Source organism: Serratia sp. Nf2 (assembly GCF_003028435.1).
Taxonomy (GTDB): Bacteria; Pseudomonadota; Gammaproteobacteria; order Enterobacterales; family Enterobacteriaceae; genus Serratia; species Serratia marcescens_L.
In genome coordinates this window covers 209,097-226,209 of record NZ_PYTW01000007.1, presented here as the reverse complement: position 1 = coordinate 226,209, position 17,113 = coordinate 209,097, and the positions used below count along the sequence as shown (strand labels likewise).

The following is a 17,113-nucleotide window of genomic DNA, read 5'->3' as shown; positions in this document are numbered from 1 at the left end:
AAAAAACTGATCCTATAAAGGATCAGGTAGCCACTTGGCCAACACCAGGGAAAATTTTGGTTATTATTGTATATCCAAATCTCCACTGTCAATGGCTTTCTCCCTTCATCCTTGGATGAGGGGCGTTTTCGCCTGCCTGCCTTATCCCCCCATCCTCAACTCGACAGAGCACTTTTTGTCAGATTCATGTCATGATGCGGAGTTGTTATGGCTTTGTTTTGTTTATGTTTATTCGCTGTACCATGCCTTCTATCGGCCCTTCTTCAGTGAAGCGCTTATTTTACGATTAAATTAATTTCCCCTCCGAAATTATTTAAATTTACTCTTTAAGACGTATGGCCATTATTAACGCTTCCTATTATGCCTGCCAGATTAATTTACTTGGCAGCGCAACCGGGTTATACTCTTCTCCGTTTTATAGTATTGTTATTTCTTGAAGAGGATGGGTGAGTGTCTAACTTTTTTTTCAATAATGAAACCATTAATGCCTCTATAAAAGAAGAGTTAGAACGTGGTCTGAGTAAATACAATAATATAAAATATGCCTATGCTATAATGAATAAAAGAAATCCGGCTAGTTTCTCAATCATTTCCAATAGAACGGAGTGGTTTGAGTTTTATATTAAGAATAACTATCAGTTTATTGATCCTGTTTTGATTACCGCCTCACATAGAATTACCCCGTTTACCTGGGATAAAGATTTGGAAATAGGCGCAGGATTAAAGTTGCCAAAGATTTTTGATATGGCTAAGAACTACAATATTATTAATGGATATACTTTTGTCTTGCACGATCATCATCATAATCTGGTGGTGTTATCCATTATGCTAGATAAGCATTGCGATGCAGATGTTGAACAGCAGATTGACAATAATAAGGCCGAAATTCAAATGCTGCTGATCACCATGCACGGAAAAATGACGACGCTCTACCAGGAAATGAGCACGCCTGCTGACTTTGAAAAGATGAATCAGCGGGAGTTTTTCTCCAAGCGTGAAAATGAGATTATTTACTGGGCGAGCTTAGGTAAGTCCTACCAAGAAATTGCGCTTATCCTGGGAATAAAACTCACCACTGTAAAATATCACATTGGCAACGCCGTCAAAAAGCTTGGCGTCACCAATGCCAAACATGCCATCAGGTTAGGTGTGGAGCTGCAACTCATCCGGCCGCTTCTCGCTGACACGGAAGGATAATGGCCATGAATCCAAAGGGTTATCCCATTTTGTGGCGTGTTGATTGATGCGTGCTAGCAATCTGTTTCGGTTGGCATCGTCTATCGGCATGTAGATCAGGTAAATATTTTTATTCTTTTCGGAACATCCGGTTTTTACCACCGAGATATGCCAACCGGAACGTTGGAAAATGATGCGCATCGGGTGACTGATAATGGCGTAAATGCCTTCGTAGCCGCAGTTTCTTGCATAATTTATCATCGACAGAAAAAGCATGGCGCTAATCGGCGCTTGATGGAGTTGAAGTGCTTGAATGCGCGCCTTATCTATAAATAATCTGCTGGCTTCAACGTAATTTCCATCGGGGAGCTTTATATCGTTAAAATAAGTGTCGAACACGCCATCGCTGATCATGTTTGGGTATTTCGTTTCAATAAATCGCAAACTGCAAATGACGTGATTTTGGTAGGTGCCGAAAATATAGGTGGCGTGACGATTATCGTATTCGTCAAACTCCATGTTATTTTCACAATTAACGAGCCAGTCTAAACGGTCTTTAAACGTTTTTTTTCTTAAAGAGAACAGTTCTTTCGATCTGTTATCTGGCAGCAAATTATAGTCTACGTCAAAGAGCTCTATCATTTTCAATCTTTTTCCTAAGCGACTTAAATGGTTTTTTAGCTGCGGCTGTCATTTGTTCTCATTATACTACCAGAGTCACTATGGCAAGTAAATTTCAGCCGGTGCGGCATCGGCGAAAACAAAGTAAATATATAACACTGAATTATGTTTTTTTTCATTCCATTCACTTATTTGAATGTTTTTCAACACGTCTGTTGTATGGCGAAGAGGCGTTAAGCTGCCGGTAGTTAAAGCATGCAGGGTATGAAGCGGCATCTCTCTCAAGCAAGCCGATACCCGAGTCTGCCTCGCCCTCTGAGGACGGTGGCGGCGGTGCCGGGGATTTACCGCACTGATGTCGCCGGCGGTTTCCGTGGCTGAAGGGTAAAAATTCAGCGCTTCTCGCCCCGATTCGCACTTGTTGCCGGATTCTGGCTGTATATCTTACGGTCAAAGGGTATACTGGCGCATTCCATCTAAATCCACTTGTATCGCGTGCGAATTCAACATGCAAAAGTTTGATACCAAGACCTTCCAGGGCCTGATCCTGACACTGCAGGATTATTGGGCGCGCCAGGGCTGCACCATCGTTCAACCATTGGACATGGAAGTCGGCGCGGGAACCTCACACCCGATGACGTGCCTGCGCGCACTGGGGCCGGAGCCGATGGCTACCGCCTATGTGCAGCCATCCCGTCGCCCGACCGACGGCCGCTACGGTGAAAACCCGAACCGTCTGCAGCACTACTACCAGTTCCAGGTGGTGATTAAGCCATCGCCGGACAATATTCAAGAACTCTACCTGGGCTCGTTGAAAGAGCTGGGTCTGGATCCGACCATCCACGACATTCGCTTCGTGGAAGACAACTGGGAAAACCCGACGCTCGGCGCCTGGGGCCTGGGTTGGGAAGTGTGGCTGAACGGCATGGAAGTGACGCAGTTCACCTACTTCCAGCAGGTCGGCGGCCTGGAGTGCAAGCCGGTAACCGGTGAGATCACCTACGGTCTGGAGCGTCTGGCGATGTACATCCAGGGCGTGGACAGCGTATATGATCTGGTGTGGAGCAACGGCCCGCTGGGCGTTACCACCTACGGCGACGTGTTCCACCAGAACGAAGTGGAGCAGTCCACCTACAACTTCGAATACGCCGACGTCGACTTCCTGTTCTCCTGCTTCGAGCAGTACGAGAAAGAAGCCCAATCGCTGCTGGCGCTGGAAAAACCGCTGCCGCTGCCGGCTTACGAACGCATCCTGAAGGCGGGCCATACCTTCAACCTGCTGGATGCGCGCAAGGCGATTTCGGTGACCGAGCGTCAACGCTACATTCTGCGCATCCGCACGCTGACCAAAGCCGTTGCCGAGGCCTACTACGCTTCCCGCGAAGCGCTGGGCTTCCCGATGTGCAACAAGAAGAACGAGAACTAAGAGGCAGCCATGACTCAACAGACTTTCCTGGTGGAAATCGGCACGGAAGAGCTGCCGCCGAAGGCGCTTCGTTCCCTGGCGGAATCTTTCGCCGCCAACTTCACCGCCGAGCTGGACAACGCCGGCCTGGAACACGGTGACGTGAGCTGGTTCGCCGCACCGCGCCGCCTGGCGCTGAAAGTGGCCAACCTGAGCGCGGCGCAGGCCGATCGCGAAATTGAAAAACGCGGCCCGGCGATCGCCCAGGCGTTCGACGCCGAAGGCAAACCGAGCAAAGCGGCCGAAGGCTGGGCGCGCGGCTGCGGCATCACCGTCGATCAGGCTGAACGCCTGGTGACCGACAAGGGCGAGTGGTTGATGTATCGCGCCCACGTCAAAGGCCAGTCGGCGCAGCAACTGCTGGCTGGCATGGTCAGCACCGCGCTGGCTAAACTGCCGATCCCGAAACTGATGCGTTGGGGCGACTCCGACGTGCAGTTCGTGCGTCCGGTGCACACCGTCACGATGCTGCTGGGCGCCGATCTGATCCCGGGCACCGTGCTGGGCATCGACTCTGCGCGCACCGTGCGCGGCCACCGCTTCATGGGCGAAGCCGAGTTCACCCTCGACAACGCCGACCAATACCCGCAGATCCTGCTGGAGCGCGGCAAAGTAGTCGCCGACTATGAAGCGCGTAAGGCCCTTATCAAACGCGATGCCGAACTGGCGGCGCAGAAGATTGGCGGCAAGGCCGATCTGAGTGAAAGCCTGTTGGAAGAAGTGGCTTCGCTGGTGGAATGGCCGGTGGTGCTGACCGCCAAATTCGAAGAGAAATTCCTGGCGGTGCCGGCGGAAGCGCTGGTGTACACCATGAAGGGCGACCAGAAGTATTTCCCGGTGTACGACGCCGCGGGCAAACTGCTGCCGAACTTTATCTTCGTGGCCAACATCGAGTCGAAAGACCCGCAGCAGATCATCTCCGGTAATGAGAAGGTGGTGCGCCCACGTCTGGCTGACGCCGAGTTCTTCTTCAACACCGACCGCAAGAAACGCCTGGAAGACAATCTGCCGCGCCTGGAAACCGTGCTGTTCCAACAGCAGCTGGGCACCCTGCGCGACAAGACCGATCGTATTCAGGCGCTGGCGGGCTGGGTTGCCGGCCAGATCGGCGCCGACGTCAACCACGCCACCCGCGCGGGCCTGCTGTCGAAGTGCGACCTGATGACCAACATGGTGTTCGAATTCACCGACACCCAGGGCGTGATGGGCATGCACTACGCGCGCCACGACGGTGAGGCGGAAGACGTCGCCGTTGCGCTGAACGAGCAGTATCAGCCGCGCTACGCCGGCGATGCGCTGCCGCAGTCGCTGGTGGCCTGTTCCCTCGCGATCGCCGACAAGATGGACACCCTGGCCGGCATCTTCGGCATCGGTCAGCATCCGAAAGGCGATAAAGACCCGTTCGCGCTGCGCCGCGCCGCGCTGGGCGTATTGCGCATCATCGTCGAGAAAAACCTGCCGCTGGATCTGCAGACCCTGACCGAAGAGGCCGTGCGCCTGTACGGCAGCAAGCTGACCAACGCCAAGGTGGTCGACGAGGTGGTGGAATTCATGCTGGGCCGCTTCCGCGCCTGGTATCAGGAAGAAGGCCACGCGGTCGATACCATTCAGGCGGTGCTGGCGCGCCGTCCGACCAAGCCGGCCGACTTCGACGCGCGCGTCAAGGCGGTGTCTCACTTCCGTACGCTGGAAGCGGCGGCGGCGCTGGCTGCGGCCAACAAACGCGTCTCCAACATTCTGGCCAAGTCAACCGAAACGCTGAACGACAGCGTGCGCGCCTCGGTGCTGAAGGACGCAGCGGAAATTCAGCTGGCGACTCACCTGGTGGTGCTACGCGACAAGCTGCAGCCGTACTTCGCGGCGGGCAACTACCAGGAAGCGCTGGTGGAGCTGGCTGCGCTGCGCGAGCCGGTGGATGCGTTCTTCGATAACGTAATGGTGATGGCGGACGATGCGGAAGTGCGCGTGAACCGTCTGACGCTGCTGAGCAAGCTGCGCGAACTGTTCCTGCAGGTGGCGGATATCTCCGTGCTGCAGTAAGCGATTAACCGCTGTGAAAAGGCGCCTGCGGGCGCCTTTTTTTATTTCCGTTTCCTGGGTGCGAAGGCAAGGTCGCCTGGCGACTTGGGGGGCGACTTGGGGGGCGACTTGGGGAAATTGAAGCGTCCGGTCGCCGACGGCAATGAACCTCAGTGCGTTTTGCGCACGATTTTCAACCGCATCCGGCCGGGGCAATGCTCATCGCAAGCGGAATCGCGTATCGGAACGCCGCCAGTTGATCTATTCTTATAGGCGCACGGAGTGCGGAAAAAGGGGCGGAGTCCAATGAAAAAGCAGGTTTATAACAGGAGTTATGTCACATGGCGGTAGGGATCCAGAGCAGAGGTTTCGCGCGTTGGTTGGCACCGGTATTGGCATTGTTGGTGGTCATGCAATTGACCGCCTGCGGCGATAAAGAGCCGGAACAGCGCAAAGCATTTATCGATTACTTACAGAATACCGTGATGCGCAGCGGGGCGAACATCCCCACGCTGAGCGAAGATCAGAAGCAGAAGTTCGGCAACTATGCCGGTGACTACGCGATTTTGGTCGGTTTTTCTCAGCAGCTGTCCAAATCGGTCGGCGCCAGCCTGACCCCGGCGCTGGATCAGATTAATCAGATCCGCACCGCGCAGGACTACCTGAACAAACGCGACGCGCTGCAGCAATCGGTTGGGGCGTTGAACCTGCTGGGCCAGCAGATCCAGTCCGCCAAATCGCAGGCGGATACTGCCCACGCGGCGCTGAAGCAGCCCGACGATCTGAAAGCGGTGTACAACCAGGCCTACGACAAGATCGTTACCGCACCGGCCAACGCCTTGATGCCGGCGATCCCGACCACTGCCAGCTTCGTGCAGGATCTGGTGCAGGTCGGCGATTTCCTGCAGAGCCAGGGCAATCAGGTCAGCTTCAACAACAACGGCGTGCAGTTCCGCACCGCGCAGCAGGTGGCGCAGTACAACACCATGATGTCGAATCTGGTGGCCAAACAGCAGAACCTGGTAAACGCGCAGAAAACCATTCAAAGCGTGACGCAATAACGCCTCCACGCACGCAGCAGGCCGGCATTGCCGGCCTGTTTTATTTCCCCTCAGCGTTTCCAATAGCTTGCTGGTTTATTGCTCAGGCTTCTGTACTACACTTCAATTAATCCATTCATTCGGCAATGTAGTTTTCTTTCATTCATCACTTCGCTAGTTCCCGGCGGGATGAGTGCTCACAGGGAAGATCAAACAGAGCGCCGCGATCGGGCGCTGCAGCCAAAAATAAATTGTGATGTTTATCACAATTTAAAAATAAACCACCAAGTTAAAATTGTGATGTTTGTCACGTTATTGTGGGTTTTGAGGCGGTTTTTTTCTCACTGTGCTTTTTTTACACGCCATAAATGTGATCTTAATCACTATAAAGGGTGGTTTGTTGGGGTGTTGTGTGTGATTTGTATCACAAAAAATTCGTGAAGTTCGCGTGACAAAAACAGCGTGATAGAGTCCGTTTCGCATACAGCGGCAACACGGCTGGATCGTCACAACAATAATCACGCGCTCTATTGTCAGCGCGTAACAATAGGGGTGTGTTTTATGTTTTCACCAGACATCAAGGTTAAAGTGCAAAACTTTGGCCGCTTCCTGAGCAACATGGTGATGCCCAACATCGGCGCCTTTATCGCCTGGGGGATTATCACCGCGCTATTCATTCCAACCGGCTGGCTACCGAATGAAACCTTAGCCAAGCTGGTCGGCCCGATGATCACCTACCTGCTGCCGCTGCTGATCGGTTATACCGGTGGGCGGCTGGTGGGCGGCGATCGCGGCGGCGTGGTCGGCGCCATTACCACCATGGGCGTCATCGTCGGCGCCGACATGCCGATGTTCCTCGGCGCGATGATCGCCGGCCCGTTGGGCGGCTGGGCTATCAAGCACTTTGACCGCTGGGTAGACGGCAAGATCAAAAGCGGCTTTGAAATGCTGGTGAACAACTTCTCCGCCGGCATCATCGGCATGCTGCTGGCGATCCTGGCCTTCCTCGGCATCGGGCCGCTGGTGGAGGTGCTCTCCAAGCTGCTGGCGGCGGGCGTACACGTCATGGTGACGAACAACCTGCTGCCACTGGCGTCCATCTTCGTTGAGCCGGCGAAAATCCTGTTCCTGAACAACGCCATCAACCACGGCATCTTCTCGCCGCTGGGTATCCAGCAGGCCACGGAAGCCGGCAAGTCGGTGTTCTTCCTGATCGAAGCCAACCCAGGCCCGGGCATGGGCGTGCTGATGGCCTACATGTTCTTTGGCCGCGGCAGCGCCAAGCAATCCGCCGGCGGTGCGGCAATCATTCACTTCCTGGGCGGCATCCACGAAATCTACTTCCCTTACGTGCTGATGAATCCACGCCTGCTGCTGGCGGTGATCCTGGGCGGCATGACCGGCGTCTTCACCCTGACGATGCTGAACGGCGGCCTGGTTTCTCCGGCTTCTCCGGGTTCGATCCTGGCGGTGCTGGCGATGACGCCGAAAGGCGCCTACTTCGCCAACATTGCGGCGGTGTGCGCAGCCTTTGCCGTCTCCTTCGTGGTGTCCGCTTTCCTGCTGAAAACCTCCAAGGTGAAAGAGGATGACGATCTGGAAGCCGCAACCCGTCGCATGCAAGAGATGAAATCGCAGTCCAAAGGCGGCGCAGCGGCGCCGGCATCGGTCGATGGCGATCTGAGCACCGTGCGCAAAATCATCGTCGCCTGTGACGCGGGCATGGGCTCCAGCGCCATGGGCGCGGGGGTGCTGCGCAAGAAAGTGGCCGACGCCGGGCTGAAGAACATCTCGGTGACCAACAGCGCCATCAACAGCCTGCCGGACGACGTGGATCTGGTGATCACCCACCGCGATCTGACCGAGCGCGCGATGCGCCACGCGCCGCAGGCCCAGCACATCTCGCTGACCAACTTCCTCGACAGCAAGCTGTACAGCGATCTGGTCGACCGTTTGCTGGCGGCCAACAAAACCAGCGACAACCAACAGAAGGTGCTGGGCGCGCTGGACGACAGTTTCGAAGCCTGTGAGCCTAACCTGTTCAAGCTGAGTGAGAGCAACGTGTTCCTCAACCTGCAGGCCAGCGACAAAGAGCAGGCGATCCGCTTCGCCGGCGAGCAGCTGGTGAAAGGCGGCTACGTCGAGGCGGAATACGTGCCGGCGATGCTGGAGCGCGAGAAACTCACCTCCACCTACCTGGGCGAGTCTATCGCCGTGCCGCACGGCACTATCGAGGCCAAAGACCGGGTGCTGCGCACCGGCGTGGTGTTCTGCCAGTACCCGCAGGGCGTGCGCTTCGGCGAGGAAGAGGATGAAGTGGCCCGCCTGGTGATCGGCATCGCCGCGCGCAACAACGAGCATATTCAGGTGATCACCAGCCTGACCAACGCGCTGGATGACGAGAGCGTGATTGAGCGGCTGGCGAATACCACCAGCGTCCAGGAAGTGCTGGACCTGCTCGGCGGCAAAAAAGCCGGATAACAGAATCATTTTAAAGGGTGCAGCTTGCTGCACCCTTCGACATTAAGAAGGTAGAGTTATGAAAGTATTACATTTTGGCGCAGGGAACATCGGCCGCGGTTTTATCGGCAAGTTGCTGGCGGACGCAGGGGCTGCGCTGACCTTCGCCGACGTCAATCAAACGGTGCTGGATTTGCTGAACAGCCGTAAAAGCTACGCGGTGCACGTGGTGGGTGAGCAAGAACGCGTGGAGAGCGTCAACAACGTCAGCGCCGTCAACAGCGGCAGCGAGGCGGCGGTGGCGCTGATCGCCGAGGCGGATCTGGTGACCACCGCCGTTGGCCCGCAAATTCTCGCCAAAATCGCCGGCACGATCGCTAAAGGGCTGGTGCTGCGTCATCAGCAGGGCAATGTGCAGCCGCTGAACATCATCGCCTGCGAGAACATGGTGCGCGGCACCAGCCAGCTGAAACAGCATGTGTTCGCCGCGCTGCCGCAGGACGAGCAGGCATGGGTTGAGCAGCACGTCGGCTTCGTCGATTCGGCGGTCGACCGCATCGTGCCGCCGGCGGACAGTAACGACCCGTTGGAAGTGACGGTGGAAACCTTTAGCGAATGGATCGTCGATCAGACCCAGTTCAAAGGCCAGCCTCCGGCGATCGCCGGCATGGAGCTGACCGATAACCTGATGGCGTTCGTCGAGCGCAAGCTGTTCACCCTCAATACCGGCCACGCCATCACCGCCTACCTCGGCCAACAGGCCGGGCTGCAAACCATTCGCGACGCCATTCTCGACCCGGCGATCCGCCGCGTAGTGAAAGGGGCGATGGAAGAGAGCGGCGCGGTGTTGATCAAGCGCTACGGCTTCGACGCCGACAAGCACGCCGCCTACATCAACAAAATCCTCGGCCGCTTCGAAAACCCGTATCTGCACGACGACGTCGAGCGCGTAGGGCGCCAGCCGCTGCGCAAACTGAGCGCCGGCGATCGCCTGATCAAACCGCTGCTGGGCACGCTGGAATACGGCCTGCCGCACGCCAACCTGATCCAGGGCATCGCCGCCGCCATGAGCTACCGCAGCGAACAGGATCCGCAGGCGCTGGAGTTGGCGGAATTGCTGAACACGCTCGGGCCGAAAGCCGCGCTGGCGCAAATTTCCGGCCTGCCGGCGGAAAGCGAGGTTGTAGAAGAGGCCGTTGCTGTGTATAACGCCATGCACAAGTAGAATCGTGATGATGAACACCCGAGCGCAGCTTGCTGCGCTCCTGCAACCCGAGTTCGGCATCGACGGCCCTCCCCACGCCTTTCGAAAAGCGACGATGGAAGAAGCACAGGCATTTGAAAACCAGGTTCTGGAAAAGCTGAACGCGGGCAAAACGGTGCGCAGCTTCCTGATTGCGGCGGTAGAGCTGCTGGCGGAAGCGCTCAACGTGCTGGTGGTGCAGGTATTCCGCAAGGACGACTATGCGGTGAAATATGCCGTCGAACCGCTATTGTCCGGCAGCGGCCCGCTCGGGGAGCTGTCGGTGCGCCTGAAGCTGATGTACGGGCTGGGGGTGATCTCCCGCCACGAATATGAAGATGCCGAGCTGCTGATGGCGATGCGCGAAGAGCTGAACCACGACGGCTCGGAATACCGCTTCGTCGACGACGAAATCCTCGGGCCGTTCGGCGAGCTGCACTGCGTGGCCGCGCTGCCGCCGGTGCCGACCTTCCTGCAGCCGGGCGAAGCGGATGAAGCGCTGATCGCCATGCAGCGCCAGCGCTATCAGCAGATGGTGCGCTCCACCATGGTGCTGTCCATTACCGATCTGATCGCCGGTATCGGCGCCAAACAACCTTCCCGACTCTCTCCTCTCGGTCGCGGCTAAGCAAAGGCCGCGCGCCACTCGTCGAACAACAACCACAGCGCGGTGGCGGCCATCAGGCCGGACATCACGCCGTTGAAGGCGCGCAGCTTCCAGGTGACCCGCAGCGCGTTGCGCAACCGGTCGCCCAGCACCGCCCACAGCAGCACGCACGGCAGGTTCAGCAGCGCGAAGCCGGCGATGACCGACAGCGTATGGACGAAAGTGGCGCCTTCGCGCGGGGTGAACAGGATCGCCACGTTGATCACCATCAGCCAGGCCTTGGGATTGACCGCCTGAAACAGCGCGCCGTTGAGCAGGCTCATCGGCCGCGCCTGCTCTTTGGCGTCCGGCGAGGCCGCCTGGAACAGTTTCCACGACAGCCACAGCAGATAAGCGCAGCCGATCACCGCCAGCGGGAGGCGGATAACGCCGGCCCAGCTCAGCGCCAGCGCCAGCAGCGGAATAATGATCGCCAGCTGCACCGCACAGCCGACGCAGATGCCAAGCAGCATCGGCAGGGTGCGGCGCAGGCCGAAGTTGACGCCCGACGAGGCCAGCAGCAGGTTGTTGGGGCCGGGGGTAATCGACATGACGGTGACGTAGCTGACAAAGGCGGAGTCCAGCATGGCAGGTTCCTTGAAAATGACGGTGATAACGAGAGGATCAGCTTAATCGCTGCGATGGGATGGTGACAGAACCACAAATCGGATATTGTCATGGTTACAGTTTCGCAAAATGTGAACTGTACCCATTGCCTGGAGAGAAATTGTGACCCTGCTCGATGAAACCCCGGATACCCGTTACCTGCAGCTGGCGGATACGCTGGCCGAGGCCATTCGCCGCGGCACGCTGCGGCCCGGCGACCGCTTGCCGTCGGTGCGGCGCTGTGCGCAAACCCATCGCGTCAGCATCAATACCGTGGTGTCGGCTTACCGCACGCTGGAGGATCGCGGGCTGATCGAAGCGCGGCCGCAGTCGGGGTTTTACGTTCGCAGCACGCTGCCGGCGCTGAAGATGGCCTCGGCGCCCAGCGGGCGCATCGAACCGCCGGCGGACGATGTGCTGGCGCTGATCGACACCGTGTTTGCCGCCCAGCAAAACCCGGCTTTCACCAACATTGCGCTGGCCTGCCCGCAGACCAGCGATTTTTATCCCGGCGGCAAGCTGGGGCGCATGCTGTCCTCTCAGCTGCGCCGTCAGCCGGATCTGATCGGGCAGTATCCGTTGCCGCCCGGCAGCCTTCGGCTGCGTCAGCAGATCGCCCGCCGCTCGATGACGCTGGGCATGCTGCTGGAGCCGGGCGACGTGGTGTTGACCCACGGCTGCATGGAAGCGCTGCAGCTGGCGCTGCGCGTCACCACCAAACCGGGCGACTGCGTCGGGCTGGAGTCACCGACCTACTTCTACCTGCTGCCGCTGCTGGCCAGCCTGGGGCTGAAAGCGCTGGAAATTCCCACCGACCCGCAGCTGGGGCTGTCACTGGACGCGCTCGAGTTGCTATTGAACGAGAAACGGCTGAACGCGGTGATCGCCATGCCGACGGTGCAAAACCCGCTGGGCTGCACCATGCCGCTGGCGGCGAAAAAGCGGCTGGCGCGGCTGATGAACGATCATCAGGTGCCGTTGATTGAAGACGGGCTGTATGCCGAGATCCAGTTCGGCGGCGCGTTGTCGCCGGCGGTGAAGGCGTTCGATCGCGACGGCTGGGTGCTGTTTTGCTCCAGCTTTACCAAAACGCTGGCGCCGGATTTTCGCGTCGGCTGGATCTGCGGCGGCCGCTTTCACGAGGCGTTGCGCAAGCTGAAAGCGGTGTCGTCGATGTCCGAGTCGCAGCTGCTGTCGGAAACGCTGGCGACCTTCCTGGAGAGCGGCGGCTACGATCACCATTTGCGCAACCTGCGCAAGCGCTATGCGGCGCAGGTGGACGAGGCGCGGGCGCTGATCGCCCGGCATTTTCCGCGCGGCACGCTGGCTACGCAGCCGGCGGGCGGGTTCGTGTTTTGGGTCGAATTCCCCCCCGGCGTGGACAGCGTGGCGCTGTTCCATCAGCTGCTGGAGGAGCAGATCTGTTTGACGCCGGGCACCCTGTATTCCCCCAGCGGGCGTTACCGCAATGCGCTGCGGCTCTCCTGCTGCTACCCGTTCAACGCACGCTACACCCAGGCGCTGGCCCGGCTCGGCGCCAGGGCCTGCGAGATGAGCGGCCTGCCGCCCGGTATTGCGCAGGACGGGTAACGGCGCGCGCCTTTTGCTACAATGCCGGTATCATTGATTAGCGTGCCATTTTGGGCACAACGGGCCAGAGACCATGAAAGAGAAAGAAAAGGCAGAGATCAAGCGCCTGAGCGACCTGCTGGACGCCTTGAACCACAAAGATGCGACCGTGATCCAACAGGGCAATCCTGAGTTGATCGCGCAGCACACCAAAGAAAAAGAGAAACTGGCGACGGAGATCGAGCGCCTGAAAGACGTGCGTGGCGAGAAGCTGAGCGCCGAAGCGCAGAAGCTGAGCAAACTGCCGTTCAGCCGCGAGATCACCAAGAAAGAGCAGGCCGATATGGGCGCGCTGAAGAAAAGCGCGCGCGGGCTGATCGTTGTGCACCCGATGACCGCGCTGGGCCGCGAGATGGGCCTGAAAGCGGTCACCGGTTACGCCAAGAAAGCGTTCTGAACCCCCGGGCGTCAGACCTTGGTGGTGAAATACGCCTTGGTCTGATAGGGCACGGTGACCGTGTCCTGGCCCCGCAGTTCCTCTTCTTCCTCCACCAGCTGGCGCAACCGCTTGATAACCTGCTCTTGTTGCGGCTGCGGCAGCGCGGCGATAAAACTGGTTGAACGCACCCGGTTGTAGATCACGTCCTCCACCGCGCCGCGGTGACCCAGCATAAACACCTGCTCCTGCAGCGGTTCAAATCCTTTGAACGGGAAGAACTTGCGCCATTCGCCGGTATAGAAACGCGGCGCATCGCCTTCGTGGCGATCGACGATCTGATTCAGTTTACGCACCCAGCCGACGCGCGCATCGCGCATGTTCCACACCAGACCGAGTTTGCCGCCGGGCTTGAGGATGCGCTGGATTTCCGCCAGCGCCTGCGGCGTGGCGAACCAGTGGAAGGATTGGGCGCACACCACCGCATCGACCGACTCGTCCGGCAACGGGATCGCCTCGGCGGTGCCCGCCAGCGTTTTCACCTGTGGCAGCGCCGCCGACAGTTTTTCCAGCATTTGCGGCACCGGTTCGACGGCGATCACCTGCGCGCCGGTTTCCAGCAGGCGCGGGGTGAACTTGCCGGTGCCGGCGCCGAGATCGATGACCGTCATGCCGGGGTGCAGGCCGATAGTCTCACGCAGCCAGGCGGCGATTTCCGGCGGGTAATCCGGCCGGCCCTTCACATAGCGATCGGCATTGGCCTGATAGCCTTCGGCGGCGGCGTGATGAATCGAATGGGTCGGGGTGGTCATATTACCTGGCTCCTGGCTGAAAAACACGCGGCTACAGTATATACCCGTCATACTTGAAGCTGCATCTGTGTTGACTGCGCAGTTACTCGGCCCATCCGTGGGCCTCACCCCTTCGGGGCCGCTGCAAGCAGCGTTTAAATCTGCTCCCGGCAGATTTTTCACCCCAGTCACTTACTTGAGTAAGCTCCTGGGGACTCCCGCTCTTGCCGCCGTGATGCAACTCCAATTATTTAGGGTAACAGGCGGAAGAAAATGTTTGGCGCGGCATTCGACGCACGTTTTTCATCTTTTCCGCCCGCGATTTCAACGGCCGAGCAGGCGGCGGTTGAAGTCTTCGAGGCGCCCTTCGGCAAGCCGCGTGAGCATGGTCTTGCTCCAGCTGGCGGAGAGGCCGGCCACCGCCAACAGGCGGCGATACTGTTCCGCGTCGAACGGCATATGCCAGGCGATGGCGATGGCTTCGGCGACCGACACGTCGCTGTTGCGCGCCGCCAGCTCCAGCGGACGATCGCCGCTGACCGCGCCCGGCGACACCACCCGATACAGCCAGCCGCAGCGGCCGCTTTGCTGCATCAGCACCGAAATATCCTCGATGGCGAAGTGATAATTGAGCTTGAAGCACGGTGAGCGCGGCTGGGTGACCTGGATCAGCGCCTCGCCCCAGCGGAAGATGTCGCCCATAAACACATTGTGTTCGGCCAGCCCTTCGGTGGAGATGTTCTCGCCGAAGGCCGGGGCGCAAAACTGCTCTGCCTGTGCCGGAAACTGCTCGCGCCAGTGGGCGTAATGCTCGCGCGGGTAGTGGCACAGCGCGCGGTCCGGCCCGCCGTGGTAGCTTTTCTCGGCCTGTTCGTCGCCCTCCAGGCCGAGCGGCGTGAGCAGGATGGCGCCATCCACCTGGCGTTTGGCGATGGCGCTGGGGCGCCCGCCCTCATAGGGTTGAATATTGCCGATGTAAACGTCTGGGTGATGCATGTGCGCCTCCGTGTCTCGCGTCGAGGGCTCAGCATAGCCTGAGTTGTGCCGGGGGGACATAACAACCCGCCCGAAAACCCTCGGGCGGGCGGCGGGACATCAGAAGGTGGTCCAGTTCTCTTCCGCTGCGGCGTTGGCGGCCGCGGGTTTTACGGCAGGGGCTTTCGGCGCGGCGGCTTTCACCGCGGCGGGTTCGGTCTGCTCCGCCAAACGGAACACCGAGACGCTCTGCAGCAGCATGTCGGCCTGTTCTTCCAGCGAGTCGGCGGCGGCGGCGGACTCTTCCACCAGCGCGGCGTTCTGCTGGGTGGTGTGGTCCATCTCGACGATCGCCTGGCCAATCTGGGCGATGCCGCGCGTCTGCTCATCGGAAGCGGCGGCGATCTCGGCCATGATGTCGCGCACGTGGGTGACCGAGCGGACAATCTGTTCCATGGTGTTGCCGGTGCTTTCCACCAGTTCGGTGCCGGTTTTCACCCGGCTGACCGATTCGGCGATCAGCCCTTCGATCTCCTTGGCCGCCTGGGCGCTGCGGCTCGCCAGGCTGCGCACTTCGCTGGCAACCACCGAGAAGCCCCGGCCCTGTTCGCCGGCGCGCGCCGCTTCGACCGCGGCGTTGAGCGCCAGGATGTTGGTCTGGAAGGCAATGCCGTTGATCAGGGTGGTAATTTCGGCGATACGCTGCGAACTGCTGGAGATATCGCGCATGGTACTGACCACGTTTTCCACCAGCTTGCCGCCCTGCTGCGCGGTCTGCGAAGCGTCGGTGGCCAGCTGATTGGCGTGGTGGGCGTTGTCGGCGTTCTGTTTCACCGTGGCGGTCAGCTGTTCCATGCTGGCGGCGGTTTCCTCGACCGCCGCCGCCTGCTGCTCGGTGCGGGAAGAGAGATCGGTGTTGCCGGCGGCGATTTCCGCAGAGGCGGTGGAGACCTGGCTGACCCCCATCTGGATCTTCTCAATCATGGTGCGCAGGTTTTGGCTCATGGCCGCCACCGCGTTCAGCAACTGCCCCAGCTCGTCGCGGCGGGTGCTGGTCTGCGCCTGGCGCAGGTCACCGCCGGCGATGCGCTCCGCCATCGCCAGGGTGCTGTGCAGCGGACGGGTGATCTGCAGCGTGATGCGCCAGGCGATAAGCACCCCGGCGATGATGGCGATCAGGGTGGTGATGCCCATTTGCAGCTGCGCCAGATTGATGTTGTTGCGCGTCTGCACCAGCTCGTCCTGCATAAAGGCGTTGACCAGCATGCCGATCGCTTGCGCGCGTTCGCCGAGCTGCCGGCTGATCTGCTGCTCGTGCTCATAGGCCGGCAGGTAAGCCGCGATGCGGTTTTTGTAATCGTCCAGGGCGGCCAGCAGCGGCTGCAGCTGCGGGCGCTGCGCGTCGCTGACCCGGCGGCTCAGCGCGTTGGCCGCGTCGCGGGCGTCGTCGATGGCCGCCATCAGCGGGGCTTCGGTTTCCTTGTTCAGGCTCAGCAGCAGGCCGCGCGCGCCGTAGCGCACCTGGGTCAGCTTCTGGTTCAGTTGGATAAAGGCCAGCTGCAGATCGCCGTTGGTCAGTTGGCGTTCCACCTGGCTCAGGCTGGCCTGCACTTCCGACATGTTCCAGCTCTGGCGCACCGCGTCTTTCGCCGTGACCGCCTGCTCAAAGACTTTTTGCTGCTGTTGATATTCCCCGATCAGCGTCACCAGACGCTGCAGATCCTTGCGGCTTTGGGCGTCCCAGTCCAGCGCCTGCCCCTGGTCTATCAGTTTGACGGCGTTCTCAATATTGGCGCGGTTGTTCTGAATGTACTCCGGCCGGTAGGTCTGGCCGTACATGGCGCGGTTGTATTTGGCCTGGTTGATCTCCTCGTTCAGCCGGTTGCTGAAGTCGATGCGATCGGCGCGGGATTCGATGATGTGCAGATATTGCGCCCCGGTGCCGGCGATGACCACCGCCAACAGCAGCAACAACGCGAAGCCGAGACCGAGCTTTTTACCTACGGTGAGATGAGTGAACTTTCCTGCCAATGCTTGCAATGCCGCCATAGCGTTTTTCCTTCTCC

14 protein-coding genes are annotated in these 17,113 nt (G+C 59.1%); 9 read left to right on the top strand and 5 right to left on the bottom strand.

From position 1 onward, the window contains the following. The first annotated feature begins 450 nt into the window (after window positions 1-450). Window positions 451-1,197: a LuxR family transcriptional regulator gene (locus C9411_RS16940; RefSeq protein WP_063989156.1), complete on the top strand. Its 747-nt coding sequence runs from the start codon at window positions 451-453 to the stop codon at window positions 1,195-1,197. Here the strand turns inward: C9411_RS16940 and C9411_RS16935 are convergent. After that, window positions 1,144-1,818 carry an acyl-homoserine-lactone synthase gene (locus C9411_RS16935; RefSeq protein ID WP_063989155.1) on the bottom strand — a complete coding sequence of 225 codons (675 nt, stop codon included), beginning with the start codon at window positions 1,816-1,818 and terminating at the stop codon, window positions 1,144-1,146. The genes C9411_RS16940 and C9411_RS16935 overlap by 54 nt on opposite strands. Before the next feature lie 487 nt (window positions 1,819-2,305). Between C9411_RS16935 and glyQ the strand changes: the two genes are divergently transcribed. The 6 genes from glyQ (at window position 2,306) to C9411_RS16905 (ending at window position 10,652) form a co-directional block, all read left to right on the top strand. Then, on the top strand, window positions 2,306-3,223 hold the full coding sequence (gene glyQ / locus C9411_RS16930; protein ID WP_043140757.1) for a glycine--tRNA ligase subunit alpha: 918 nt from the start codon (window positions 2,306-2,308) through the stop codon (window positions 3,221-3,223). Window positions 3,224-3,232: 9 nt separating this feature from the next. Next, the gene (gene glyS, locus C9411_RS16925) at window positions 3,233-5,302 is read left to right on the top strand and encodes a glycine--tRNA ligase subunit beta (RefSeq protein WP_107227529.1); all 2,070 of its coding nucleotides are present in this window, start codon (window positions 3,233-3,235) and stop codon (window positions 5,300-5,302) included. A 320-nt stretch (window positions 5,303-5,622) separates the two neighbouring features. Then, complete coding sequence (locus C9411_RS16920; RefSeq protein WP_107227528.1) at window positions 5,623-6,342, top strand: DUF3053 domain-containing protein; 720 nt, start codon at window positions 5,623-5,625, stop codon at window positions 6,340-6,342. A 540-nt stretch (window positions 6,343-6,882) separates the two neighbouring features. Then, a complete protein-coding gene (locus C9411_RS16915) occupies window positions 6,883-8,802 on the top strand; it encodes a PTS mannitol transporter subunit IICBA (RefSeq protein WP_107227527.1) in 1,920 nt (639 codons plus the stop codon). Window positions 8,803-8,860: 58 nt separating this feature from the next. Beyond that, window positions 8,861-10,006 (top strand): mannitol-1-phosphate 5-dehydrogenase, encoded by a 1,146-nt coding sequence (locus tag C9411_RS16910; RefSeq protein WP_107227526.1) that lies wholly within the window; start codon window positions 8,861-8,863, stop codon window positions 10,004-10,006. A gap of 94 nt (window positions 10,007-10,100) precedes the next feature. After that, the gene (locus tag C9411_RS16905; protein WP_016929575.1) at window positions 10,101-10,652 is read left to right on the top strand and encodes an MltR family transcriptional regulator; all 552 of its coding nucleotides are present in this window, start codon (window positions 10,101-10,103) and stop codon (window positions 10,650-10,652) included. On the opposite strand, the gene C9411_RS16900 is transcribed toward C9411_RS16905, so the two are convergent. Continuing rightward, window positions 10,649-11,257: a LysE family translocator gene (locus C9411_RS16900; RefSeq protein WP_063989150.1), complete on the bottom strand. Its 609-nt coding sequence runs from the start codon at window positions 11,255-11,257 to the stop codon at window positions 10,649-10,651. The two genes, C9411_RS16905 and C9411_RS16900, sit on opposite strands and share 4 nt — an antisense overlap. Window positions 11,258-11,399: 142 nt before the next feature. Here C9411_RS16900 and C9411_RS16895 point away from each other — a divergent pair, with 142 nt between their 5' ends. Further along, window positions 11,400-12,866: a PLP-dependent aminotransferase family protein gene (locus tag C9411_RS16895; protein ID WP_038875970.1), complete on the top strand. Its 1,467-nt coding sequence runs from the start codon at window positions 11,400-11,402 to the stop codon at window positions 12,864-12,866. A gap of 73 nt (window positions 12,867-12,939) precedes the next feature. Next, complete coding sequence (locus tag C9411_RS16890; protein WP_025304785.1) at window positions 12,940-13,302, top strand: YibL family ribosome-associated protein; 363 nt, start codon at window positions 12,940-12,942, stop codon at window positions 13,300-13,302. Window positions 13,303-13,313: 11 nt separating this feature from the next. Here the strand turns inward: C9411_RS16890 and C9411_RS16885 are convergent, their stop codons facing one another. The 3 genes from C9411_RS16885 to C9411_RS16875 form a co-directional block, all read right to left on the bottom strand. Next, a complete protein-coding gene (locus C9411_RS16885) occupies window positions 13,314-14,093 on the bottom strand; it encodes a class I SAM-dependent methyltransferase (RefSeq protein ID WP_107227525.1) in 780 nt (259 codons plus the stop codon). Between the two features lie 303 nt (window positions 14,094-14,396). Then, entirely contained in the window at window positions 14,397-15,068 is a 672-nt protein-coding gene (yiiM, locus tag C9411_RS16880) for a 6-hydroxyaminopurine reductase (RefSeq protein WP_063989147.1), read from the bottom strand. Window positions 15,069-15,167: 99 nt separating this feature from the next. Beyond that, window positions 15,168-17,096, bottom strand: a complete 1,929-nt coding sequence (locus tag C9411_RS16875) for a methyl-accepting chemotaxis protein (RefSeq protein ID WP_060424318.1) — start codon at window positions 17,094-17,096, stop codon at window positions 15,168-15,170. Window positions 17,097-17,113 lie beyond the last annotated feature (17 nt).